Source organism: Citrobacter sp. B72 (assembly GCF_016894305.1).
GTDB lineage: Bacteria > Pseudomonadota > Gammaproteobacteria > Enterobacterales > Enterobacteriaceae > Citrobacter > Citrobacter portucalensis.
The window spans coordinates 4,833,070-4,857,438 of record NZ_CP069801.1; the positions used below are offsets into that span (position 1 = coordinate 4,833,070).

General features: G+C 53.0%; 28 protein-coding genes. 16 read left to right on the plus strand and 12 right to left on the minus strand.

Annotated features, from left to right (window positions below; all coding sequences use genetic code 11):
- The first annotated feature begins 25 nt into the window (after nucleotides 1-25).
- The 5 genes from rhaB (at nucleotide 26) to rhaM (ending at nucleotide 5,256) form a co-directional block, all read left to right on the plus strand.
- Nucleotides 26-1,495, plus strand: a complete 1,470-nt coding sequence (gene rhaB / locus JQN59_RS23110) for a rhamnulokinase (protein WP_149607379.1) — start codon at nucleotides 26-28, stop codon at nucleotides 1,493-1,495.
- Entirely contained in the window at nucleotides 1,492-2,751 is a 1,260-nt protein-coding gene (gene rhaA, locus JQN59_RS23115) for an L-rhamnose isomerase (protein WP_008787011.1), read from the plus strand. Before rhaB ends, rhaA begins: the two co-directional genes overlap by 4 nt.
- Nucleotides 2,752-2,894: 143 nt before the next feature.
- Nucleotides 2,895-3,722, plus strand: a complete 828-nt coding sequence (gene rhaD / locus JQN59_RS23120; protein ID WP_149607378.1) for a rhamnulose-1-phosphate aldolase — start codon at nucleotides 2,895-2,897, stop codon at nucleotides 3,720-3,722.
- A gap of 74 nt (nucleotides 3,723-3,796) precedes the next feature.
- On the plus strand, nucleotides 3,797-4,945 hold the full coding sequence (fucO, locus tag JQN59_RS23125) for a lactaldehyde reductase (protein ID WP_149607393.1): 1,149 nt from the start codon (nucleotides 3,797-3,799) through the stop codon (nucleotides 4,943-4,945).
- On the plus strand, nucleotides 4,942-5,256 hold the full coding sequence (gene rhaM / locus JQN59_RS23130; RefSeq protein ID WP_003825253.1) for an L-rhamnose mutarotase: 315 nt from the start codon (nucleotides 4,942-4,944) through the stop codon (nucleotides 5,254-5,256). The genes fucO and rhaM overlap by 4 nt, the downstream gene beginning before the upstream one ends.
- A 57-nt stretch (nucleotides 5,257-5,313) precedes the next feature.
- On the opposite strand, the gene JQN59_RS23135 is transcribed toward rhaM, so the two are convergent.
- Complete coding sequence (locus tag JQN59_RS23135) at nucleotides 5,314-5,862, minus strand: helix-turn-helix domain-containing protein (protein ID WP_003825255.1); 549 nt, start codon at nucleotides 5,860-5,862, stop codon at nucleotides 5,314-5,316.
- A gap of 101 nt (nucleotides 5,863-5,963) precedes the next feature.
- Here JQN59_RS23135 and JQN59_RS23140 point away from each other — a divergent pair, with 101 nt between their 5' ends.
- Nucleotides 5,964-6,623, plus strand: coding sequence for an AzlC family ABC transporter permease (locus tag JQN59_RS23140; RefSeq protein WP_048215195.1), 660 nt, complete (start codon nucleotides 5,964-5,966; stop codon nucleotides 6,621-6,623).
- Entirely contained in the window at nucleotides 6,623-6,946 is a 324-nt protein-coding gene (locus JQN59_RS23145) for an AzlD domain-containing protein (RefSeq protein ID WP_003825260.1), read from the plus strand. Before JQN59_RS23140 ends, JQN59_RS23145 begins: the two co-directional genes overlap by 1 nt.
- Before the next feature lie 42 nt (nucleotides 6,947-6,988).
- Here the strand turns inward: JQN59_RS23145 and JQN59_RS23150 are convergent, their stop codons facing one another.
- On the minus strand, nucleotides 6,989-7,201 hold the full coding sequence (locus JQN59_RS23150) for a DUF1471 domain-containing protein (RefSeq protein ID WP_003825262.1): 213 nt from the start codon (nucleotides 7,199-7,201) through the stop codon (nucleotides 6,989-6,991).
- Between the two features lie 129 nt (nucleotides 7,202-7,330).
- Here JQN59_RS23150 and JQN59_RS23155 point away from each other — a divergent pair, with 129 nt between their 5' ends.
- Nucleotides 7,331-7,852, plus strand: coding sequence for a Crp/Fnr family transcriptional regulator (locus JQN59_RS23155; protein WP_032945571.1), 522 nt, complete (start codon nucleotides 7,331-7,333; stop codon nucleotides 7,850-7,852).
- Nucleotides 7,853-7,910: 58 nt separating this feature from the next.
- Complete coding sequence (locus JQN59_RS23160; RefSeq protein ID WP_032945569.1) at nucleotides 7,911-8,417, plus strand: YgjV family protein; 507 nt, start codon at nucleotides 7,911-7,913, stop codon at nucleotides 8,415-8,417.
- Here JQN59_RS23160 and fdhD read toward each other — a convergent pair.
- Nucleotides 8,384-9,220, minus strand: a complete 837-nt coding sequence (gene fdhD, locus JQN59_RS23165; RefSeq protein WP_149607377.1) for a formate dehydrogenase accessory sulfurtransferase FdhD — start codon at nucleotides 9,218-9,220, stop codon at nucleotides 8,384-8,386. The genes JQN59_RS23160 and fdhD overlap by 34 nt on opposite strands.
- A 194-nt stretch (nucleotides 9,221-9,414) precedes the next feature.
- On the opposite strand from fdhD, the gene fdnG reads away from it, so the two are divergent.
- Genes fdnG through fdhE form a run of 4 tightly spaced genes read left to right on the plus strand, consistent with a single transcriptional unit; the run spans nucleotide 9,415 to nucleotide 14,938 of the window.
- Nucleotides 9,415-12,465, plus strand: a complete 3,051-nt coding sequence (gene fdnG, locus JQN59_RS23170) for a formate dehydrogenase-N subunit alpha (RefSeq protein ID WP_100247862.1) — start codon at nucleotides 9,415-9,417, stop codon at nucleotides 12,463-12,465.
- A gap of 12 nt (nucleotides 12,466-12,477) precedes the next feature.
- The gene (fdoH, locus tag JQN59_RS23175) at nucleotides 12,478-13,380 is read left to right on the plus strand and encodes a formate dehydrogenase O subunit beta (protein WP_003825273.1); all 903 of its coding nucleotides are present in this window, start codon (nucleotides 12,478-12,480) and stop codon (nucleotides 13,378-13,380) included.
- Complete coding sequence (gene fdoI, locus JQN59_RS23180) at nucleotides 13,377-14,012, plus strand: formate dehydrogenase cytochrome b556 subunit (protein ID WP_003028686.1); 636 nt, start codon at nucleotides 13,377-13,379, stop codon at nucleotides 14,010-14,012. Before fdoH ends, fdoI begins: the two co-directional genes overlap by 4 nt.
- Nucleotides 14,009-14,938, plus strand: a complete 930-nt coding sequence (fdhE, locus tag JQN59_RS23185; RefSeq protein ID WP_003028685.1) for a formate dehydrogenase accessory protein FdhE — start codon at nucleotides 14,009-14,011, stop codon at nucleotides 14,936-14,938. The genes fdoI and fdhE overlap by 4 nt, the downstream gene beginning before the upstream one ends.
- Before the next feature lie 36 nt (nucleotides 14,939-14,974).
- On the opposite strand, the gene JQN59_RS23190 is transcribed toward fdhE, so the two are convergent.
- On the minus strand, nucleotides 14,975-15,349 hold the full coding sequence (locus JQN59_RS23190; RefSeq protein WP_020996118.1) for a type II toxin-antitoxin system VapC family toxin: 375 nt from the start codon (nucleotides 15,347-15,349) through the stop codon (nucleotides 14,975-14,977).
- On the minus strand, nucleotides 15,349-15,591 hold the full coding sequence (locus JQN59_RS23195; RefSeq protein ID WP_020996119.1) for a CopG family transcriptional regulator: 243 nt from the start codon (nucleotides 15,589-15,591) through the stop codon (nucleotides 15,349-15,351). The genes JQN59_RS23190 and JQN59_RS23195 overlap by 1 nt, the downstream gene beginning before the upstream one ends.
- Nucleotides 15,592-15,796: 205 nt before the next feature.
- On the opposite strand from JQN59_RS23195, the gene JQN59_RS23200 reads away from it, so the two are divergent.
- From JQN59_RS23200 to JQN59_RS23210, 3 genes are all read left to right on the plus strand, one after another.
- Nucleotides 15,797-16,726, plus strand: coding sequence for an alpha/beta hydrolase (locus JQN59_RS23200; protein ID WP_111466282.1), 930 nt, complete (start codon nucleotides 15,797-15,799; stop codon nucleotides 16,724-16,726).
- An 84-nt stretch (nucleotides 16,727-16,810) separates the two neighbouring features.
- Nucleotides 16,811-17,122, plus strand: a complete 312-nt coding sequence (locus JQN59_RS23205; protein ID WP_048215202.1) for a type II toxin-antitoxin system HigB family toxin — start codon at nucleotides 16,811-16,813, stop codon at nucleotides 17,120-17,122.
- The gene (locus JQN59_RS23210; RefSeq protein WP_048215203.1) at nucleotides 17,119-17,565 is read left to right on the plus strand and encodes a helix-turn-helix domain-containing protein; all 447 of its coding nucleotides are present in this window, start codon (nucleotides 17,119-17,121) and stop codon (nucleotides 17,563-17,565) included. The genes JQN59_RS23205 and JQN59_RS23210 overlap by 4 nt, the downstream gene beginning before the upstream one ends.
- A 17-nt stretch (nucleotides 17,566-17,582) precedes the next feature.
- On the opposite strand, the gene fabY is transcribed toward JQN59_RS23210, so the two are convergent.
- The 7 genes from fabY to JQN59_RS23245 all read right to left on the minus strand — a co-directional run bounded on the left by fabY (nucleotide 17,583) and on the right by JQN59_RS23245 (nucleotide 24,343).
- On the minus strand, nucleotides 17,583-18,524 hold the full coding sequence (gene fabY / locus JQN59_RS23215; RefSeq protein WP_003825286.1) for a fatty acid biosynthesis protein FabY: 942 nt from the start codon (nucleotides 18,522-18,524) through the stop codon (nucleotides 17,583-17,585).
- Nucleotides 18,525-18,568: 44 nt separating this feature from the next.
- Entirely contained in the window at nucleotides 18,569-19,006 is a 438-nt protein-coding gene (dtd, locus tag JQN59_RS23220) for a D-aminoacyl-tRNA deacylase (protein ID WP_003825289.1), read from the minus strand.
- A complete protein-coding gene (locus JQN59_RS23225; RefSeq protein ID WP_008786998.1) occupies nucleotides 19,003-19,875 on the minus strand; it encodes a virulence factor BrkB family protein in 873 nt (290 codons plus the stop codon). Before JQN59_RS23225 ends, dtd begins: the two co-directional genes overlap by 4 nt.
- Nucleotides 19,869-20,468 carry a glucose-1-phosphatase gene (gene yihX / locus JQN59_RS23230; RefSeq protein WP_008786997.1) on the minus strand — a complete coding sequence of 200 codons (600 nt, stop codon included), beginning with the start codon at nucleotides 20,466-20,468 and terminating at the stop codon, nucleotides 19,869-19,871. The genes JQN59_RS23225 and yihX overlap by 7 nt, the downstream gene beginning before the upstream one ends.
- A gap of 90 nt (nucleotides 20,469-20,558) precedes the next feature.
- Entirely contained in the window at nucleotides 20,559-21,449 is an 891-nt protein-coding gene (locus JQN59_RS23235) for an aldose epimerase family protein (RefSeq protein ID WP_149607376.1), read from the minus strand.
- Between the two features lie 30 nt (nucleotides 21,450-21,479).
- Nucleotides 21,480-22,805, minus strand: a complete 1,326-nt coding sequence (locus JQN59_RS23240) for an MFS transporter (protein WP_020996120.1) — start codon at nucleotides 22,803-22,805, stop codon at nucleotides 21,480-21,482.
- Nucleotides 22,806-22,909: 104 nt separating this feature from the next.
- A complete protein-coding gene (locus tag JQN59_RS23245) occupies nucleotides 22,910-24,343 on the minus strand; it encodes an MFS transporter (RefSeq protein WP_008786994.1) in 1,434 nt (477 codons plus the stop codon).
- Nucleotides 24,344-24,369: the final 26 nt, after the last annotated feature.

A 24,369-nucleotide genomic window follows, 5' to 3' on the forward strand; every position in this document is an offset into this window, starting at 1 on the left:
CAATAAAACTCAGAAGGACCTCGCTATGACTTTTCGCCATTGTGTCGCAGTCGATCTCGGCGCATCCAGTGGGCGCGTAATGCTGGCGCGTTACGACAGTGAACACCGCTCCCTGACGCTACGTGAAATCCACCGCTTCATGAACTGCCTGCAAAAAACAGACGGTTTTGACACCTGGGACATCGACAGCCTGGAAAACGATATTCGTCTTGGCCTGAAAAAAGTCTGCGATGAAGGCATTCGGATAGACAGCATCGGCATTGATACCTGGGGCGTGGATTACGTTCTGATCGATAACGTCGGTCAACGTGTCGGTCTGCCGGTCTCTTACCGTGACAGCCGCACGACCGGCATTATGGCGCAGGCGATGGAACAGCCGGGTAAAGGTGAAATTTACCGCCGTAGCGGCATTCAGTTTCTGCCCTTTAACACCCTGTATCAACTGCGTGCACTGGTTGAACAGCAGCCAGAACTGCTCCCGCAGGTGGCCCATGCCCTGCTGATCCCCGACTACTTCAGCTTTCGCCTGACCGGCAAAATGAACTGGGAATACACCAACGCCACCACCACCCAGCTAGTCAATATCAATACCGACGACTGGGATGACACACTGCTGGCGTGGACCGGGGCAGACAAAGCCTGGTTTGGTCGCCCGATGCATCCTGGGAACGTGATCGGCCACTGGATTTGCCCGCAGAAAAACCAAATTCCGGTTGTCGCCGTCGCCAGTCACGACACGGCCAGCGCGGTCATTGCTTCTCCGCTGGCCGACAAAAACAGCGCCTATCTCTCTTCCGGGACCTGGTCGCTGATGGGCTTTGAGAGCAGAACACCTTATACCAACGATGCGGCGCTGGCAGCGAATATCACCAATGAAGGCGGCGCGGAAGGACGCTACCGTGTCCTGAAAAATATCATGGGGCTGTGGCTGCTCCAGCGCGTATTAAAAGAGCGCCAGATTACCGACCTGCCAACGCTTATCAGCCAAACGCAAGCGCTGCCGGCCTGCCAGTTCCTGATAAACCCGAACGACGATCGCTTTATCAACCCCGACGATATGAGTGCAGAAATTCAGGCAGCATGCCGTGAATCAGGCCAACCCGTTCCTCTGCAAAACACCGAACTGGCGCGCTGTATCTTCGACAGCCTGGCGTTGCTGTACGCCGACATCCTGCAAGAACTGGCACAACTGCGTGGTGCAGCATTTAGCCAACTGCACATTGTCGGTGGCGGCTGCCAGAACACCTTACTGAACCAGCTATGTGCGGATGCCTGCGGCATTCGCGTGATGTCCGGGCCGATTGAGGCTTCCACGCTCGGCAATATTGGCATCCAGCTGATGACGCTGGACGAGCTGAACAACGTCGATGATTTCCGTCAGGTGGTGCGCGCCAACTACGAACTGACCACCTTCATTCCCAATCCTGAAAGTGAAATTGCCCGCTACCAGGCGCAGTTTCAATCACTACGACAGACAAAGGAGCTTTGCGCATGACCACTCAACTTGAACAAGCCTGGGAACTGGCAAAACTGCGTTTCGCCGCGGTAGGCATTGATGTCGAGGCGGCCTTACGCCAGCTCGATCGTCTGCCGGTCTCCATGCACTGCTGGCAGGGCGATGATGTCGCCGGTTTCGAAAATCCGGAAGGCTCGCTCACTGGCGGTATTCAGGCTACCGGTAACTATCCGGGTAAAGCGCGTAACGCCACCGAACTGCGGGCCGATCTGGAGCAGGCGCTGAGCCTGATTCCTGGTCCAAAACGTCTGAATTTGCACGCGATCTATCTGGAATCTGATACGCCGGTTGCCCGCGACCAAATCAAACCTGAGCACTTTAAAAACTGGGTGGAGTGGGCGAAAGCGAACCAGTTAGGGCTGGATTTCAACCCATCCTGCTTCTCACACCCGCTGAGCGCCGACGGTTTCACTCTGGCGCACGCCGACGACACCATTCGCCAGTTCTGGATCGATCACTGCAAAGCCAGCCGTCGCGTCTCGGCGTATTTTGGCGAGCAGTTGGGTACACCATCGGTGATGAACATCTGGATCCCGGATGGCATGAAAGACATCACCGTTGACCGTTTAGCGCCGCGCCAGCGTCTGCTGGACGCACTGGACGAAGTGATCAGCGAGAAACTCGACCCGGCGCACCATATCGATGCCGTCGAAAGCAAGCTGTTTGGCATCGGTGCGGAAAGCTACACCGTGGGCTCTAACGAGTTCTACATGGGTTACGCCACCAGCCGCCAGACCGCACTGTGTCTGGATGCGGGCCACTTCCATCCGACTGAAGTGATCTCCGACAAAATTTCCGCCGCCATGCTGTATGTACCGCGCCTGCTGCTGCACGTCAGTCGTCCGGTGCGTTGGGACAGCGATCACGTGGTGCTGCTGGATGATGAAACTCAGGCGATTGCCAGCGAGATCGTTCGCCACAACCTGTTCGACCGCGTACACATTGGCCTCGACTTCTTCGACGCCTCCATTAACCGCATCGCCGCGTGGGTGATCGGCACTCGCAATATGAAAAAAGCCCTGCTGCGCGCGCTGTTAGAACCCACCGAGCAACTCCGTCAGCTCGAAGCCAGCGGCGACTACACCGCACGCCTGGCCCTGCTGGAAGAGCAAAAATCGCTGCCGTGGCAGGCCGTCTGGGAGATGTATTGCCAGCGCCATGACACGCCTGCGGGCAGCCAGTGGCTGGACAGCGTGCGCGCTTATGAAAAAGAGATTTTGAGCAAACGTAGCTAACCGTGACGCCAGGCTTGTAGGCCGGATAAGACGCCCCGCGTCGCCATCCGGCAAAAAATGAAACACGATTGCCGGATGGCGCTTCGCTTATCCGGCCTACGTAAAACCCGATAACGTTCGGGCAATAAACAGGAACACCGAACATGCAAAAAATTACGACTTCCTGGTTCGTCCAGGGGATGATCAAAGCCACTTCTGATGCGTGGCTGAAAGGCTGGGACGAGCGTAATGGCGGCAACCTGACGTTGCGTCTTGATGAAGCAGATATCGCGCCGTTTAGCGCCGATTTCCACGAAAAACCACGCTATATTGCGCTAAGTCAGCCGATACCGCTGCTGGCAAACACACCGTTTATCGTCACCGGTTCCGGTAAGTTTTTCCGTAACGTCCAGCTCGATCCCGCGGCAAACTTGGGCGTGGTACAAATAGACAGCGACGGTGCGGGCTACCACATCCTCTGGGGCCTGACCCACGAGGCCGTGCCGACCTCTGAACTGCCGGCTCACTTCCTCTCTCACTGCGAACGCATTAAAGCGACGAACGGTAAAGACCGCGTGATCATGCACTGCCATGCCACCAACCTGATCGCTCTGACCTACGTACTGGAAAACAACACAGCGCTGATTACCCGCAAGCTGTGGGAAGGCAGCACCGAGTGCCTGGTGGTGTTCCCGGATGGCGTTGGCATTCTCCCGTGGATGGTGCCGGGTACAGATGAAATTGGTCAGGCTACAGCCGAGGAAATGCAGAAACACTCGCTGGTACTTTGGCCGTTCCACGGCGTGTTCGGAAGCGGACCTACCCTAGACGAAGCGTTCGGTTTGATAGATACCGCAGAGAAATCCGCCGAAGTTCTGGTCAAAATCTTTTCGATGGGCGGTATGAAGCAGACCATCTCACGTGAAGAGCTGGTCGCACTTGGCAAACGCTTTGGTGTTACGCCGCTGGCAAGCGCCATAGAGCTGTACTGATACCTCCCAACTCAACGCCGGATGCGGCTTCGCTTTATCCGGCCTACAGGATTTTATTATTAAGGAGAATAATGATGAGCTTTATGTTGGCACTGCCAAAAATTAGCCTGCATGGCGCCGGCGCAATTGCCGATATGGTGAATCTCGTGGCGAATAAACAATGGGGCAAAGCGCTGATCGTCACCGATGGTCAACTGGTAAAACTGGGCCTGCTGGATAGCCTGTTTGCCGCGCTGGATAAACATCAAATGTCTTACCACTTGTTTGATGAAGTATTCCCGAACCCGACAGAAGAGCTGGTACAGAAAGGGTTTGCGGCCTATCAGGGCGCAGAATGTAACTACATCATCGCCTTCGGTGGCGGCAGCCCGATCGATACCGCCAAAGCAGTGAAAATCCTGACAGCCAACCCTGGCCCTTCTACCGCCTACTCCGGCGTGGGCAAAGTGAAAAATGCTGGCGTCCCGCTGGTCGCCATCAACACTACCGCCGGTACGGCAGCAGAGATGACCAGCAACGCGGTCATTATCGACTCTGCCCGTAAGGTCAAAGAGGTGATCATCGACCCGAATATCATCCCGGACATCGCTGTGGATGATGCCAGCGTCATGCTGGAAATCCCGGCCTCCGTCACCGCCGCAACCGGTATGGACGCCCTGACCCACGCGGTGGAAGCCTATGTTTCCGTTGGTGCTCATCCGCTCACCGACGCTAACGCACTGGAAGCGATTCGCCTGATCAACCTGTGGCTACCAAAAGCGGTCGACGACGGTCATAACCTCGAAGCTCGTGAGCAAATGGCGTTTGGTCAGTATCTGGCGGGGATGGCATTTAACAGCGCTGGTCTGGGTCTGGTGCATGCGCTGGCGCACCAGCCGGGCGCAACCCATAATCTGCCACACGGCGTCTGCAACGCCATCCTGCTGCCGGTAATCGAAAACTTTAACCGTCCGAACGCCGTGGCGCGCTTTGCCCGCGTGGCGCAGGCAATGGGCGTCGATACCCGTGACATGAGCGATGAAGCGGCAAGTATGGAGGCCATCAACGCGATTAGTGCACTCAGCAAGCGTGTTGGTATTCCTGCGGGCTTTAGTTCCCTTGGCGTGACGAAAGAGGATATTGAAGGCTGGCTGGATAAAGCGTTGGCCGATCCGTGTGCGCCATGCAACCCGCGCACCGCCAGCCGCGACGAGGTCCGAGAGCTGTATCTGGAGGCGTTATGATCCGCAAGGCCTTTGTTATGCAGGTGAATGCCGACGCGCACGTTGAATATCAACGTCGGCACAATCCCATCTGGCCAGAGCTGGAAGCGGTGCTGAAAGAGCACGGTGCCCATCACTACGCGATTTATCTCGATCAGGCGCGCAATCTGCTGTTCGCCACCGTTGAGATTGAGTCCGAAGAACGCTGGAATGCCGTTGCCAGCACCGACGTTTGCCAACGTTGGTGGAAGCATATGCGTGACGTAATGCCAGCAAACCCGGACAACAGCCCGGTTAGCGCAGAGCTAAAAGAAGTGTTTTATTTGCAATAGACTTGTAGGCCGGATAAGGCGCTAACGCGCCGCATCCGGCACAACGCAACAGAACAGTTAGTTCTGCTCAGAAACCAGAATCGCCTGGGTGTCAGGCTCCAGCGCTTTAAAAATATGCGCCCGATCGGCGGGGTAACAAATATAGTCCCCCTCGCCTAACTCCTCCGGGGCTTCCGTCAATCCTACCATCGCCTTACCCTGCGTCACGATGATGTGTTCAACCGATCCCGGTGGATGCGGCTGTGAAATACGATCCGCGCCAGGCTGCGTCAGCAGCAGATAGATATCCCGCCGCGCCCCCGGTGGGCAGGCGGCCAGTAAAATGGCCTGATAGTGGGCCTGCTCAGCCACCACCTTTGTTCCTTCGCCGCGGCGAATCACCTGCGTTTTTTGTTCCTGCGGCTCCAGCAGGCGAGCAAAGGGAATATCTAACGCCACACACAGCGACCAGAGCGTTTCCAGGCTAGGATTGCCATTGCCCGCTTCCAATTGCGAGAGTGTCGATTTTGCAATCCCTGCGCGACGGGCAATCTCTGCCAATGACAAACCGGTGCGCTGACGTTCACGCACAAGGCTTTTCGCGATCATACTGATGGGCTGGGTCATTCACGACTCCATGTTCTCTATATCGAACGATTCGTTCGACTTGTAATATTAACTGGTCGCGTTCATTATAATGGAAATTCGTTCGATATGGCTAAAACGGTATGAAACATTATTTTTCCAGTCTCAAAGGCGACACGATAAAAGCAATATTTTTAGTCTGTCTGGCCGTCGGCGTAGTCGGCATGTCATACGGCTCGTTGGCGATGGCCTACGGCTTCCCGCTGTGGGTGCCGTTTGTGCTTTCGATTACGGTACTGGCGGGTGCGTCCGAGTTTATGTTTATCGGCATCGTCGCCAGTGGCGGTAACCCACTGGCGGCTGCGGCTGCCGGCTTACTGGTCAACGCACGACACGTGCCGTTTGGCGTCACGGTGCGCGATCTGGTGGGCTCGCGGGCTGCGAGTTTCCTCGGCTGTCATATCATGAACGACGAAAGCGTAGTCTTTGGCCTGTCGCAAAAAACGCCCGAACAACGTAAAGCCGCCTTCTGGCTGTGCGGTCTGGGCGTCGCGCTTTTCTGGCCTGTTGGCACACTGATCGGCGCGGGCGTCGGCAAACTGCTCCCCGCCCCGGAAACCATCGGTCTGGATGCCGTCTTCCCTGCAATTTTATTAGCCTTAGTGGTCCCGGCCTTTAAAAACCGCACCACGCTGATTCGCGCCTGTAGCGGCGCCGGGTTGTCGCTTGCCGCCATCCCCTTTGCGCCGGTCGGTTTACCTGTTTTGCTCTCACTGTTTGGCTTACTGACGAGGAAAAAATAATGGGCAACATGACGCTGTTTATCGTCGGTATCGCCATGTTATCTCTGGGAACATATTTAATGCGTTTAGGAGGAGCGAAGCTTGGGAGCCGTTTAGCGTTCTCGGAACGCTCGCAGGCGCTGCTTTCCGACGCCGCAACGGTATTACTGTTCTCCGTTGCGCTGGCGACTACCTTTTACGAAGGCGAACACTTCGCTGGCATGGCGCGCGTGCTGGGCGTGGCTTTTGCGGTATTTCTCGCATGGCGCAAGATGCCGCTAATCGTGGTGATCGTCGCTGCCGCAGTGGTGACCGCATTGCTGCGAATGGCGGGTATAAACTAAAAAAGCGCCTCAAGGGCGCTCTTTCGACAGTACTAAGGTATCTTATTTCAGCAGTTCGGCGGTCATGTGCACGCGGTTACCGGTGTATGCCTGAGTGATTTTGTAATCGCTGGCGCCTGCACGTTCAGCCTGAGCGGCGATTTTTGCTTCAGCGCTTTCCAGCGTAGAACCGGTTGCGGTCACTGTCTGAGCAGCGAAAGAACCGAAAGAAGTAGCCAGAGCGATAACTGCGACAAAAGTTTTGATGCTTTTCATGATATAAACCCTTTAACTTAGTTGTTTGAGTAAGGCACCGTGCCTTGATGTGATAAATAATAGGCTGATACCCGAACAACTGAAAGCGGAAGGATTTGCCAGTCTTATTCAAATTATTTGAGAGATAAGATGTTACGTAATCAGGAATCACAATGGCTTGCTGGCAGCCGTAGAAAAACGCAACTGGCGGGTAATTGGTTACTTCGTCAGGGTGAACCACAAAGTAAAATTCATCTTTTACATCATGGTGTGGCTCGTGCGGTTTATCACGCGGACAACGGCGTTGAAAGGGTTAAAGAGTTCTACTTTGCCGGGGAATACTGCTTTCTGTACCTGAACTGGCTAACTAACACACCTGCCGATTACAGCCTACAAATGATCGCCGCGGGAGAAACCACTGAAATACCCTTGGCTTTGCTTGATGCGCCGGAAAATCAGGATATTAAGACTCAGCTACTGGTCCAGCAATTGATCTACAAAGAGAAAAAAGAGCAAATGCTGCTGCTCAATACCCCTGAGCAACGCTATCAGTACGTACAAACACACTTCCCGGACTGGGAGTCACAGCTCACCCAGCGCGATCTTGCCAGCTATATCGGCATTACCCCCGTTAGCCTGTCCCGTATTCGCCAGCGTCTTAACAAAGGTTAACGCCTTACGGTGATGCGTCGATTATTGTCCCGTCACTCTTTAATAGATGGCGACCACAATGAACGCATTTCTTCTTTCTCAGATGCTGGCTGGCATCAGCTTCTTACTGGATATTTCCGCTTTTCATTTTCAACGCCGGGCTATCACTTTAACGCTGCTCACCAGTTCTACGTCTCTGTTAGCTATCCATTTCTATCTTTTGGATCAACACGCTGCGGCTGGGTTAATGATCATTGCCGCATGCCGCTACGCGACAGCCATCGTCACCTTTCACCGCTGGGTGATGTGGGGATTTATGCTGGGGTCGCTGCTGTGTAGCATTTATCTTTGGCAAAATCTGTCGAGTATTTTGCCGCTGATGGGAAGCCTGCTGATGACCTTTGCGTCATTTCAAAAACGCAGCGGAAAATTACGGGGATACACCTTGTGCGGCAGCCTGTGTTGGCTGCTGAACAATGTGATTGTTGGCTCGCCAGTTGCCGTAATCATGGAACTGGCATTTTCCGGCAGTATTCTGGCCGCCTGGTGGCGTCACAGCGCGACCAGACGTTGCGGATGCGTATAGATCGTCGCCCTGCCCGGTTTGCAAAAACCCACCAGCGTCAGGTTACAACGTTCGGCAACTTCCACGGCGAGCGTTGTCGCCGCAGAAACAGCAAACAGGATCTCCACACCGCACATCGCCGATTTCTGCACCATCTCATAACTGGCACGGCTGGAGACTAATACCGCGCCCTGTTGCCAGGTATCCCCTTCGATTGCACGTCGTCCCAGCAGTTTATCCAACGCAACATGACGTCCAACATCTTCATGCCCGCCCGCCAGATGACCTGACGGCTGTACCCAGGCAGCCGCGTGCGTGCAGCCTGTCAGTTGCCCCACGGGTTGAAAATCGTTGAGATGTCGTAAAGCGTTATCAAGATTCGCCAGATCGAATGTCTGGGTAAACGGCAGCGGCTGGACCGGCTTGCCAATGTCATTGAGCTGCTCCACGCCACAAACGCCGCAACCGGTGCGACCGGCCAGCGCGCGACGACGCTCCTTCAGCCCCATAAAGCGACGGCTGGACAGTTCAACCTGCACTTCCAATCCGTTGCAGGAAGGCACTACGTCCATTCCGTAGATATCCTGCGGGGACTCAATAATGCCTTCAGAAAGTGAAAAACCCACCGCGAAGTGCTCAAGATCTTTCGGTGATGCCATCATCACCACGTGCGAAATCCCGTTGTATACCAGCGCAACAGGCACTTCTTCAGCTACCTCATCAGGCTGAGGATGTTGCAAATCCTCGCGCTTCCAGAGGGTCAACTGGCGCGATCCTGTCAGAGATGTCACATTCTTGATGTTTTCTTGAATAATCTTATTCACTTTCTTTTAACCATATTGGAACACGCATACCAACATTGTGGTATTCTTTACAAATCCCTCCTGGACGGAGGGAAATTCACCCAATTCTGGACCTTTGCGGTCCCGTCCGCAAAGAAAAATAACAACCACTTCCCTCGCGTTCGCGTTACAGAAAAGCGAAGGGAACGTGACAATGTCGAAACAAGGAGCGAACCATGCAGGTCAGCAGAAGGCAGTTCTTTAAGATCTGCGCTGGCGGTATGGCAGGCACCACGGCAGCGGCACTGGGCTTTGCACCCGGCGTAGCGCTCGCGGAAACACGGCAATATAAACTGCTGCGCACCCGCGAAACCCGTAACACCTGCACTTACTGTTCCGTTGGCTGTGGACTGTTAATGTACAGCCTCGGTGACGGCGCAAAAAACGCCAAAGCATCCATCTTCCATATCGAAGGGGACCCGGATCACCCGGTGAACCGTGGCGCATTGTGCCCGAAAGGGGCAGGACTTGTGGACTTCATCCACTCCGAAAGCCGCCTGAAATTCCCGGAATATCGCGCACCAGGCTCAGATAAGTGGCAACAGATTAGCTGGGATGAGGCATTTGACCGCATCGCTAAGCTGATGAAAGAAGACCGCGACGCTAACTACGTTGCACAAAACGCTGAAGGCGTAACCGTTAACCGCTGGCTTTCCACCGGAATGCTGTGTGCTTCCGCTTCCAGTAACGAAACCGGCTATTTAACGCAAAAATTCTCCCGCGCGCTCGGTATGCTCGCGGTCGACAACCAGGCACGCGTCTGACACGGACCAACGGTAGCAAGTCTTGCTCCAACATTTGGTCGCGGTGCGATGACCAACCACTGGGTCGACATTAAAAACGCCAACCTCGTCGTGGTGATGGGCGGTAACGCCGCTGAAGCTCACCCGGTCGGATTCCGCTGGGCGATGGAAGCCAAAATCCACAACGGCGCGAAGCTGATTGTTATCGATCCACGCTTTACGCGAACCGCTGCGGTGGCTGATTTCTATGCGCCGATTCGTTCCGGTACTGACATTGCTTTCCTGTCAGGCGTTTTGCTGTACCTGCTGAACAACGAAAAATTCAACCGCGAATATACTGAGGCCTATACCAACGCCAGCCTGATCGTGCGTGAGGATTACGGTTTCGAAGATGGCCTGTTCACCGGCTACGACGCGGACAAACGCAAGTATGACAAAACCAGCTGGAACTACGAGCTGGATGAAAAAGGCTTCGCCAAACGCGATGTCACCCTGCAACATCCGCGCTGCGTGTGGAACCTGCTGAAACAGCACGTCTCCCGCTACACGCCGGACGTCGTAGAAAACATCTGCGGTACGCCGAAGGCCGATTTCCTGAAGGTCTGTGAGTACATTGCAGAAACCAGTGCCAAAGATAAAACCGCGTCGTTCCTGTACGCCCTGGGCTGGACACAACACTCCGTGGGTGCGCAGAACATCCGTACCATGGCGATGATCCAGTTGCTGCTTGGCAACATGGGGATGGCCGGTGGTGGCGTTAACGCCCTGCGCGGTCACTCCAACATTCAGGGCCTGACCGACTTAGGCCTGCTGTCACAAAGCCTGCCAGGCTATATGACGCTGCCAAGCGAGAAACAGACTGACCTGCAAACCTACCTTGCCGCCAACACGCCAAAACCGTTGCTGGAAGGTCAGGTGAACTACTGGGGCAACTACCCGAAATTCTTCGTTTCGATGATGAAAGCCTTCTTTGGCGATAAAGCGACAGCGGAAAACAGCTGGGGCTTCGACTGGCTGCCGAAGTGGGATAAAGGGTACGACGTCCTGCAGTACTTCGAGATGATGAATCAGGGCAAAGTGAATGGCTATATCTGCCAGGGCTTTAACCCGGTCGCGTCATTCCCGAACAAAAACAAAGTTGTGGCTTCACTGTCCAAACTGAAGTTTCTGGTCACTATCGACCCGCTCAACACCGAGACCTCCACTTTCTGGCAGAACCACGGTGAGTCAAACGATGTTGATCCGTCGAAAATCCAGACCGAAGTATTCCGTCTGCCGTCCACCTGCTTCGCCGAAGAGAACGGTTCTATCGTTAACTCCGGTCGCTGGCTGCAGTGGCACTGGAAAGGCGCGGATGCCCCGGGGATTGCCGTTACCGATGGCGAAATCCTCGCCGGTATCTTCCTGCGTCTGCGCAAGATGTATGCCGAGCAAGGTGGCGCGAACCCGGAACAGGTGCTGAGCATGACCTGGAACTACTCCACCCCGCACGAACCGGCTTCGGAAGAAGTGGCGATGGAGAGTAACGGTAAAGCGCTGGCCGACATTACCGACCCGGCAACCGGTGCGGTTATCGTCAAGAAAGGCCAACAGCTTAGCTCGTTCGCCCAACTGCGTGACGATGGCACGACCTCCAGCGGCTGCTGGATTTTTGCCGGTAGCTGGACGCCGGAAGGCAACCAGATGGCACGTCGCGATAACGCCGACCCGTCAGGCCTTGGTAATACGCTGGGCTGGGCCTGGGCATGGCCGCTTAACCGACGCATTCTGTATAACCGCGCCTCCGCTGATCCGCAGGGGAATCCGTGGGATCCAAAACGTCAGATCCTGAAATGGGATGGGGCGAAGTGGAGCGGGATGGATATTCCGGACTACAGTGCCGCCGCACCTGGCAGCAACGTAGGGCCGTTCATCATGCAGCCGGAAGGGATGGGACGCCTGTTTGCTATCGATAAGATGGCGGAAGGTCCGTTCCCGGAACACTACGAGCCGTTTGAAACACCGCTGGGGACTAACCCGCTGCACCCGAACGTAATCTCTAACCCTGCCGCGCGCATCTTTAAAGGTGACGAAGAAGCACTGGGTAAAGCAGATAAGTTCCCGTACGTCGGTACAACCTACCGTCTGACCGAGCACTTCCACTACTGGACCAAGCATGCGCTGCTGAATGCCATCGCTCAGCCGGAACAGTTTGTGGAAATTGGCGAGAAGCTGGCGAATAAGCTCGGTATCTCCCACGGCGATACCGTCAAAGTCTCCTCTAATCGCGGCTACATTAAGGCCAAGGCGGTGGTGACCAAACGTATTCGCACGCTGAAGGCTAACGGTAAGGATATCGACACTATCGGTATTCCGATTCACTGGGGCTACGAAGGTGTGGCGAAAAAAGGCTTTATCGCTAACACGTTAACGCCATTCGTCGGTGATGCGAACACGCAGACGCCGGAATTTAAGTCCTTCCTCGTGAACGTGGAAAAGGTGTAACGGAGACGACCTATGGCTTATCAATCGCAAGACATCATTCGTCGTTCCGCCACTAACGGTTTCACCCCCGCGCCTCAGGCGCGGGACCATCAGGAAGAAGTGGCGAAGCTTATCGACGTCACCACCTGTATCGGCTGTAAAGCGTGTCAGGTGGCGTGTTCTGAATGGAACGACATCCGTGATGAAGTGGGCAACAACGTTGGGGTGTACGACAACCCGGCCGATTTGACCGCCAAATCCTGGACGGTGATGCGCTTCTCGGAAGTGGAACAAAACGACAAACTGGAATGGCTTATCCGCAAGGATGGCTGTATGCACTGCGCCGATCCGGGCTGCCTGAAGGCGTGTCCGGCTGAAGGCGCAATCATTCAGTATGCCAACGGTATCGTCGACTTCCAGTCTGAGCAGTGCATCGGCTGTGGCTACTGCATCGCGGGCTGCCCGTTCGACGTGCCGCGCCTCAATCCGGAAGACAACCGCGTCTACAAATGTACGTTGTGCGTTGACCGTGTTGTGGTCGGGCAAGAACCGGCCTGCGTGAAAACCTGCCCAACCGGTGCCATTCATTTCGGCACCAAAGAGTCGATGAAAACCCTGGCAGGCGAACGCGTGGCGGAGCTGAAAACGCGTGGTTACGAAAACGCGGGTCTGTACGATCCGGCGGGTGTTGGCGGTACGCACGTAATGTACGTATTGCACCATGCGGACAAGCCAAATCTGTATCACGGCCTGCCGGAGAACCCGGAGATCAGCGCTACCGTTAAGTTCTGGAAAGGCATCTGGAAACCCCTCGCAGCCGTCGGCTTTGCAGCGACATTTGCGGCCAGCATCTTCCACTACGTCGGCGTAGGCCCGAACCGTGCGGAAGAGGAAGAAGACAATCTGCATGAAAAAGACGACGAGGTGCGCAAATGAAACGACGTGACACCATCGTGCGCTACACGGCGCCGGAACGCATCAACCACTGGATCACCGCCTTCTGCTTCATTCTGGCGGCGGTGAGCGGGATGGGCTTTCTCTTCCCGTCTTTTAACTGGCTGATGCACATCATGGGCACTCCACAACTGGCGCGAATTGTGCACCCGTTTGTCGGCGTGATCATGTTTGCCTCGTTTATCATCATGTTTTTCCGTTACTGGCACCACAATCTAATCAATCGGGATGATATCTTTTGGGCGAAGAATATTCGTAAGATTGTCGTCAACGAGGAAGTAGGTGACACGGGACGTTATAACTTCGGCCAGAAATGCGTATTCTGGGCGGCGATTATCTTCCTGGTCCTGTTGCTGGTGAGCGGAGTGGTCATCTGGCGTCCGTATTTTGCGCCTGCTTTCTCAATCCCGGTGATCCGATTCGCGTTAATGCTGCATTCATTTGCCGCAGTAGCGTTAATTGTGGTTATCATGGTGCACATTTACGCCGCCCTTTGGGTGAAAGGCACCATTACCGCGATGGTGGAAGGATGGGTTACCAGTTCATGGGCGAAGAAACATCACCCGCGCTGGTACCGTGAAGTCCGCCAGAAACAGGAAAAGTCATCTGAATGAGTATTCGCATAATCCCGCAAGATGAGCTGGAGAAGAGCGAGAAACGCACGGCGGATATGATTCCGCCGTTATTATTCCCCAGACTCAAAAATTTGTATAACCGCCGCGCTGAGCGCCTGCGCGAGTTGGCCGAGAACAACCCGCTGGGCGACTACCTGCGCTTTGCCGCGCTGATCGCCCACGCGCAGGAAGTGGTGTTGTACGACCATCCGCTGCAGATGGATCTGACCGCTCGCATCAAAGAAGCGAACGATCAGGGCAAACCGCCGCTGGATATCCACGTCCTGCCGCGCGACAAGCACTGGCAAAAACTGCTGCAATCGTTAATTGCTGAGCTGAAACCAGAAATGAGCGGCCCTGCGCTTGCCGTGATCGAAAATCTGGAAAAAGCCTCAGAGCAGGAACTGGAGCTGATGGCCAGCGCGCTGTTTGCCTCTGATTTCGCCTCCGTCAGCAGCGATAAAGCGCCGTTCATTTGGGCTGCCCTATCGCTCTACTGGGCGCAGATGGCAAGCCTGATCCCCGGCAAAGCCCGTGCGGAATACGGTGAACAGCGTCAGTACTGCCCGGTGTGTGGTTCAATGCCGGTCTCCAGCATGGTGCAAATCGGTACCACTCAGGGGCTGCGCTATCTGCACTGCAACCTGTGCGAAACCGAGTGGCACGTGGTGCGCGTGAAATGCAGCAACTGCGAGCAAAGCCGTGATTTGAACTACTGGTCGCTGGATAACGAACAGGCGGCAATTAAAGCTGAAAGCTGCGGCGACTGTGGGACTTATCTGAAGATTCTCTATCAGGAAAAGGACCCTAAAGTTGAAGCCGTGGCTGACGATCTCGCTTCACTGATGCTGGACGCGCACATGGAGCAAGAGGGCTTTGCCCGCAGCTCTATCAACCCGTTCCTGTTCCCAGGTGAAGGGGAGTAAGTACTCCGCACCACCGGGCGGCGTAAGTCGCCCGGGTTATAACGTATACGGCGTGACCACGCCTGATATGCCTGCAAAATCCTTGGTATTTCGCGTAACCAGTGTAAGACGATGAATCTGCGCAGTGGCCAAAATAATGGCATCCGGCAATTTCATCCCATGCTCCTGCCTGATACTCACGCTTCGTTCAGCAATATCCTGTGAAACGCCGATCACGTTAAAAGCGCCTAGCGCAACGCGAGTACGGGCTTCCTGATGGTATTTTTTTGCGCCCACCATCACCTCCATCCATGTAATGAGGCTGATTGCATTCTGCGGCGGCCATGTTTCTATCGCTAGTTTTGCTTCATTTCTACCGCTAAACAGATCGATGAGGATGTTGGTATCAAAAAGCGCTGATCCTTTGACCATTACCATTCCTCACGGAGTTTACGCTGGTATTCAACACCATCTTCCTCACAGCCTTGCCACAGCCCAAGAGCGCGTGAAATTGTTGTTTCAGCCTGATCCTGCCTCTCAAGATACTGTTCAACGGCCTCCCGTAAGAGTTCTGCTCGCGGCAGATTGCGCTGAACCTTGAGGTCATCAAGACGTTTAATCACCTCATCTGATAAATCGAGTAAAATTCTGCCCATATCCATCCCAACCATCATACTCACATATACCTCCAGTATATCATCGGCGATTAATTTCCACACAACATACACCTGAGAAAAGCGGGAAAGTAGCCTTCACACGAGCGATTTTTACTTTTGCGAGCCACTTTCCAGAATCATAACCACCCCCATTTTTCCCATTTTCATTCTTAGTTATCCAGGTTATAACCCTGTATATCCATACAGATAAGAAGATGTGAAAATGGCACTGGAAAGCGGGATTGCACAGCTGGTTGAGGCATTTATCGCGGCGGGACGCCCTTCTTCGCGCGAGCAGAATATTGATGACCGGAGAGCAGGCTATATCGCCAGCACGGTCCTGGCCGGAGACACTGAAACCCGCGTACAAGTTGAAGATATTGAACTCGATGCCATGATGTTTCGCGTAGTTTCGCCGCGGGGCTGCACGGGAAATCTCCCCTGCGTTATCTATTATCACGGCGGCTGCTTTGTCAGCGGCGGATTTACCACTCATGATAACCAGCTAAGGCAACTCGCCTGGTACAGCGGCTGTCGGGTCATTGCGGTGCAGTATCGCCTCGCACCAGAGCACATCTTCCCGGCAGCACATAACGATGCTGAATCGGGGGCCAATATTATCTGGAAGTATGCCAAGAAACTGGGAGTAGACCGGGACAACATTACGCTGGCTGGCGACAGCGCTGGCGGGCATCTGGCGCTGGTCACCGCACTACGCCTGAAAGCTACCAGGCAATGGCAACCTGCGCAGCTTATGCTGATCTACCCGATGCTGGATGCAACCGCCAGCTTTGCGAGCTATGACCATAATGGACAGGATTACATTATCACCCGCGACACACTGCTGTCGGGCTACGAGATGTATATGCCGCAAACCGATCCATTGCATCCCGAAGTCAGCCCGCTCTGGCGCGAAGACTTCAACGGTTTACCGCCCACGCACATCATTACAGCTGAATTCGACCCACTGCGAGATGAAGGTGAGGCCCTGTATCAACGGTTTCAGGAGCAGGGCGTGGATTGCACCTGCCAACGCTATCTCGGTGTTATCCACGGATTTTTCCAGCTAGCAGGGGTGAGTCAGGCGGCACGAAGCGCAATGCGGGATGTTGCCTGGCGCGCCATAAATTCTACAGCAGTAAGACATGCTTAATTAATATAGTGTTTTCATCTTGTAAACTTAATTGCGTTGCGTTATTTTGTTTACAGGTTGAAAACCTTGTAATGGAACTACACCGTGCATGTTATCAGCCGAAAACCTTTTAACGAGGCAATGCTCATGTATCCAAATCATCAGCTTGCTCTCGCTGATTTACTGAATGTTTTGGAGAAAAAAACATTCATTCAGCCTGAAGAGATGAAGCAGTATATTCCTTCACTGGATAATTTTAAGTACAGAGATAAATGGTGGGTGATTGATGTTTCTGGTAACAGCCTAAGACTCATCTCCTACATAGATTTCAGGTCACATAAGATATTTGTCAAACATATCGTTTCCCATGCCGAATATGACAAACTGACAGCATATTATCGGGGTAATAAAGAATGAGAACGCATCGTCATATGGATGCAGCCAGCGCAAAAAAGATTGTTGATACCTTCAGCGATGCGGTAAAAACCATCCCACTGTTGGGGGAAGACCGAAATGACACTGAGTATCGCAGGGCACTTGCGCTAGTGGAGTATCTGGTCGACCACGACGATCTTGAAAACCCACTATTTGAATTGCTCTGTGCCCGAATCAGTAAATATGAAAAACATGCGCCGGAATTCAAAGCACTCAACCAACACCTGGAGAAAACACCCTCTGGCGTTTCAGTATTGCGTACGCTCATGGACCAATACAGTCTCAAAGCAGCAGACCTTGCCAACGAACTCGGTTCAAAATCGAACGTCAGCAACATCTTAAATGGTCGCAGAGCACTGACTGTAAGCCATATTAAAGCGCTTGCAGAACGCTTTAATCTTCCGGCAGACGCATTCATCGAGTAGAGAAGATACCCTCTGACCTACTCTTCCTCGTTCCCACCTTCTTCATATGCGCCAAACGGTTTTGCGGGTAGCACAATGTAGGTGCCTTCGAACACCACGCCCGGCGTGTCGTCGCCAAATACCCCGACCTGCATCTGAACGCGCGCCTTACGACCTCTTGCCAGACGGTCCAGGTCTCCGCTCAGCGAGCCCAGATCGGCGATAGCGGTAGGTTTCCCGGTGATCGGCCTGCTGTACCGTATATGCGCGTCAGCAAGGATTATCGTCCCGCCCAGATGACGCTCACGCAGCATCAGCCAGATAAGTCCCCAGCCCGTTAGCGTCGCCAGGGAAAACAAGCTACCGGCAAACAGCGTATGGTGCGGGTTCTGATTGCCCGTCTCGGGCATCGTGGTGATAAACTTCTGCCCGGTATATTGCTGAATGCGCACACCCATTTTCTCGCTTAATGGAATATGTTCGTACCAGGCTTGCTGTAGCTGTCCGCACCAGTCCCCGCGATGGAGAATGTCGTCCAGAGTCGCGATGGGTTTAATCATCAAAAAGTGACGCACCGGCGTGGTTTGCGGCGTAGTGATTTCTCCCTGGCTCACAAACCCGAGTTTGGCGAAAAATTCAACCGCATCTTCACGGGCGCTACAGGTTACGCGCTTTACCCCTTCCTGACGCGCCACAGACTCCAGGGTCATCGCCATCAGCGTGCCCAACCCTTTCTCCTGCACGGAGGGGTCAACGGCCATAAAGCGTATGGAGGCTTCGTTATCCGCATTGATATACAGACGTCCTACCGCGACCAGATTCCCCTCTTCGTCCACCACCATCTGGTGATGCGCCATCGCATCCCAGGCATCCCGTTCGGAGCCTTTAGGCTGGTGCAAAGGTTTACGCAGCATCTCCCAGCGAAACTGGTAGTAACGCTCCAATTCTTCTTCTGTTTGCGGTACTCGAAGGTGATACATCGTCGTATTCTCTCTTGTTGTCCGCGGCCACACCGGTAGCTGGTTCATACTTGTAACCAGAACGTCACGGGGCCATCATTAACTAGTGAAACCTGCATATCCGCAGCGAATCGACCGGTTTGCGTATTCATTTCCTGTTGGCGGCAACGCTCAACAAAGTACTCATACAGCGCCTCTGCACGATCGGGCGCAGCCCCTTTTGAAAACCCCGGGCGCATGCCGCGTTCGGTATCTGCCGCCAGCGTGAACTGTGAAACTACCAGCACGCTGCCCCCTGACTGCTGCACGTTAAGGTTCATTTTGCCTTCGGCATCGCTAAAGATTCGATAGCCGAGTACGCGCTCGCACAGGCGGTTCGCTTTCTGTTCGTCATCATCCCTTTCGACACCTAACAGGACCAAAAGTCCTGGGCCAATTTCACCCGTCACCTCGCCCTCCACGGTGACGCTGGCACGGGTTACGCGCTGAATTAATGCAATCATGGTTGCTCTGCTTCTTCTTGTTCTGCGGCTTGTTTAAGTTTGCGGTATTCCCCGAGAGTGACAGTTATTTCCGCGCCTAGCAAGACGATACACCAGGTCCAGTATACCCAGACGAATAAAATGGGGATCACCGCCAGGACACCGTAAATGAGCTGATAAGACGGGAACATCGTGATATAGAGCGCAAATCCTTTCTTTCCGGTTTCGAACAACACAGCGGCCACAAAGGCACCAATAACCGCATCACGGTTAGGTACACGTGTGGTCGGTACGATGCTGTAAAGCAGCCAGAAAGAGAGCCAGGAAAGCACCAGCGGGAAAATACGCAGGACGTTATCGATCACCGTGTTGAGATCGCTGGCCCAGCGCAATGACAACAGATAAGAGCTGATCGCCAGACTGGCCCCCGCCAGCAGTGGCCCCAGCGTTAAAATCATCCAGTAAACGGCGAAAGAGTAAACTTTAGGCCGAGTACGCTTGCTGCGCCAGATAGTATTCAGTGCATTATCAATGGAATACATCAGTAATAGCGCTGTCACAATCAGCCCGCACGCCCCAACGGCGGTCATTTTGTTCGAGTTGGCGACGAACTGTTCGATATAACGCTGAATGACATCTCCCGTCGCCGGGATAAAGTTTGCGAAAATGAAATGACGCAGCTGGACGCTGACGTCAGAAAACATCGGAAATGCGGCGAAAAGCGCAAAAACTACGGCAATAAGCGGCACTAATGAGAGCAATGAGACATAGGCAAGATTCCCTGCCAGCGTCGTCATGTTGTCCTCATCAATCCGCTGCCATAGTAGCTTCAGCCAGGCCCGAACAGGACGCGTATGGTGCCTGGCTTGTTGCTGAACATTTTTTAGCATAGCAACTTCGCGAAATAGTCCGGAATGGTCGTTTTATCGACAACCTGGATGCTGGTAATCCCTAACCGATTAGCCCCTTCAATATTATCGGCGTTGTCGTCGAAAAATACCGCCTCATGCGCAGAAAAACCTTCAGACTGCAGGACATGCTGGTAAATCCGCGCTTCTGGTTTACGCATGCCCAGATCCTGGGAAAGGTAAATATGGTCAGCAGCCTGACGGATTTCGGGGTATTCGTCCGGCCAAAACGTCGTGTGCAGACGGTTAGTATTCGACAAGACGACCACCCGATGCCCCTGCTCACGCAGCTTTTGCATGATGTCGATGACTTCAGGACGCAAGGCAACAAAAACAGCCTGCCAGCCGTGGGAGAACTGCTCATAGCTTAGCGGTAGCGCCATGTCATGACATAGCGCTTCGGCAAAGGCTTCATCCGTTATTTCACCTCGCTCGTGCTGGTGAAAAGCCTCTCCCATGGTGAAACTTTGCTTTAACGAAGCCAGCGGTACACGGCTCAGATCGCTCCAAGTACCTAACACGCGATTGAAGTCGATATCGACAATCACATTACCCAAATCAAAGATATAGAGCATGCCCTTCTCCTTATTCGCCGTGGATGAATAACTGTAGCGGGAAAGGAGAAGTTTGACTATGAGTCCCTGTCGGGATTATTGGCTAAGCCATCAGAATTCCTGTGTAAATTGCCAGCGCGACTCAATCACCAACGGAAGACCTGCACTGACAAACTGCGGTGTCCTATTTATCGCATTTGGCGCCTGAGTAAGCGGATTGACACATGTTGCGTCGGGCTGTTTGTCAAAAACGACCAGGCTTTGCGCACTCGATGTCATCGTCATACTCAGCTTACCTGGCCACTGTAATCTGACATTGAGACCATCATTAAAACCAAAGCAGTCATCCCACGGGCCTGATTGTGGGGGGATTTTATTACCTGTTGGTAACTCATTATTCCCGGCTTCTTCCTGCCAGTCGGCCTTAAAACATACCAGTAATTCATCTTCTTCATTCTGCTGGCCCAGTTGTTTTGCAAACCAAGGGTGCCATCCAGCAGATGCCGGAAAAGTTTCAGACATGGTGTGAATTTCAAGTCGCAGAATTAACGCATCGTCTTCAAGAGTCATCGTCTGCAGGACCTCTCCTTCCCAGGGCCAAGGAGCGCCCAGTGGCATGCGCAGTTTCAAGGTATCCGCTTTATGTTCGACAATTTCCCATGATGAATAACAGGCCATACCATGTAGAGCATGAGGCGGTTTGTTAGCAGGTAATACGTACTGTTTCTCCCCCACGGTCAATGTTGCATCGCCAAGGCGGCCTGCCCAAGGAACCATAGGAAAGCAGCCATACTGAAATGCTTTACGCTGTGGCTCCCATTGACGTAACACTTCAAAACCAAACGCCTGAACCGAGGTGATTCTGGCACCATCGCGCGGAAAAATTTGCAGACGTAGATGTCCTTTTTCCAGAAAAATAGGTTGGCCGATCGGTCCCGGCCAGGCGGTATCAAAAGCACGTTGTAATGCTTGATAATGCTCAGTATTCAATTCATTGTTCATGTTATTGCTCTCTGATATTTCGGTAAGAAGTTAAATGTTATTAGCGTCATTTTTATTGTCTGAATGTGGCTCGATAAGCCAGACGCAACTGAATGAAAGTATTGAGATAACAAACAGAAACAGTGCTACATACCACGGTTTCCCGCCTCCCAGCGCCAACAAGCTGGAGGCAATGAGCGGGCTTAACCCACCCAGAATTGCTGAAAACTGATAGGCAAAGGAAAGACCCGTATAGCGCACTCGTGTTCCGAACATACGAGTAAATAAGGTGGGTTGTACTGCAAACATCATCGTTGGCCCCAGGTTATAGCCAAGGATCATGCAGCACCAGATGATAAGTGTGCTTTTCGTATCCAGCAGCAGGAAGAATGGGAATGCAAAAAGGATGCAAAAACCAGCGCCAAATAAATACATCTTCCGTTGCCCAACGCGGTCAGAGATCCAACCAATTAATGGACAACACACAATGCCAATTGCTGAGGCGATTAGCATGCCGTTGAGTGGAATATCCCTTGATAATGCCAACTGGCTGGAAATATAGACAATACCAAAGGCATTAATGATGTTCGACGAAACGCTCTCCGCCAGCCTGGCCCCTAGCGCTAACAGAATATTCCGTGGATGCTTACGGAAAAGTTCAATCAACGGTGGTGCTGATTGTTCCTGTGAGACAGCCGTTTTTTGTTTTTTAAAATCCAGTGTTTCTTCAGTATGTAACCGTATAAACATCCCAACAATTAACATGATGGCAGATAGCCAAAAAGGGATACGCCATCCCCAGGCCAGAAACTCTTCCTGAGTCAGGAAGTGATTGCATAATGCAAACACCCCTGTCGCCAGCATTATCCCAACTGAGGCTGCCGTTTGTGGGAGCGAACCTAAAAACCCGCGCTTCGCCTCAGGCGCAGATTCAATAGTCATCAATGCAGCCCCGCCATATTCCCCACCCAGACCGAACCCCTGAACCAGGCGCAGAACCATCAATATAATCGGGGCCCAGATACCAATATCCTGGTATGTTGGAATGAAACCGATTAAAAACGTTGAGGAGCCAACTATCGCTAACGTCCAAATCAACGTTATTTTGCGACCGACTTTATCGCCAAAGTGGCCAAAAACAATGCCTCCAAGCGGACGTGACAGAAAACCCACACCAAAGGTGGCGAATGCGGCGATTAAACCAATAAAAGGATCGCTATCAGGGAAAAACAGGGGAGCAAAGACTAGCCCTGCCGCCGTTCCGAAAATAAAAAAATCGTACCATTCCATCAACGCGCCAGCGAAACTGCCCATGACAACGCGTCTCATGGCTTTGCCGGATAGCTCTTTCCCTGGTACATGTTCTATTTCAGCCATAATTTTCCTCTCCGGGTCGGCGAGAAATCTGCGCAATAAAATCACTTAAAAAGCGGCGGATTTATACGAAAAAGCGCGTCGACATGTTGCGACGCGCTTGCTTGTTATTTATCCAACTCAGCCAGTACCTCAGCGTCTTCAGCGTCAACGTTTGCACCAAGTGGTTCCCACTTAATCAACACGCATGTCAGGAAGCCGAGAAAAGGAACAATTGCCAGCCAATAGAACGCTTCTGTCTTTAATGCACCCCACAACATAGGCCAGAAAATAAGTCCGGCAATCGCCCCAGTACGCATAATTGCACGAGCAAATCCTACGCCTGTCGGGCGAATAGATGGCGGATAAGAAAGTGTGGCAATGGTCATTCCCAGGCCGCCCGGACCCGCTGAATGGAAGAAAATGATTGCGCCCAACAAACCTAAAGAAAGCCATGGGTTGGTGGTTGCTAATGCACCTAAAGCCAGTAATGCAACCGTTACGACGGCGAAACCATACATCGACTGAAGGCGAGTTCCCAAACGCTGGAGGATAAGAGAACCAATCAATCCACCTGTAATGCCACACAGGGCATTCACTACCGCAGAACCGCTAAGAGCCCCGGTTAATCCACCGCTCAGTATTCCCGCCAAAGTCAGCGGTAAATAAACACCCACGGCGTTATATTGCCAGGCTTGCATCGTCGCCACAACGCAGCCGAGAATAGTGCGTTTGCGATAACGTGAGTTAAATAAAATCCCATAGCCGCCATGAAACTTACTTTCTGTTTTTTCAGCAGAAAAATCATCGTTTTTTGGTTTGGCAGCAACGCGAGCATGAACCCCATAGCGTTTAGCCAGAATATCGCAGGCTTTATCATAACGTCCGACTCGTGCGGCCCACATTGCAGACTCACCGATGAAGAAATAACGCAGAATCATGATAATGACGGCAAAAATAGCACCAATGAAAATACCATAGCGCCATAATTGCTCTTCCGCGATACCCGACAACAACAGTGGAAGCAGCACAAGATAGACGACCGTAGTTGATACATACCAGGCCATTTGCCAGAGATTAACTGACGAACCGGTTTTCTTAGATGTTGAGCCGCGTAGTTCTGCCACCGCATTTGTTGCCAGCGGGAAATCAATACCCAAGCCAAATCCCATGATTACGCGACACACCAGCACCCACCAGATGTTCGGGGCTATCGCGACAGCTGCGGCACCTATTGTGCACAGGCCCATTCCGATGATAAATGCACGCTTTTGACCAAAGCGGTTAATCACACGGTTCGCCAGTAATCCACCAATCAGGGCGGCGACTAAAACAGAGGCGTTAACCGTCGCCGCCAGCCCCGGTGAAATACCAAATTGCAATGCGATATATTTATTACCAAAACCCACCATCGCCGCCTGATAGGCATCAATTAGAATGCCACCAAGAGCGATAAAAATGACGCCGACACTGGTGTTTACTGCTGAATGTTTATTAACAATATCAATCACGTCCTGGGGACGACCGATCGAGTAAGGTGTAGGACTGGTGATGTGACTCATCGCAGCATCCTTTTTCATTGTTGTAG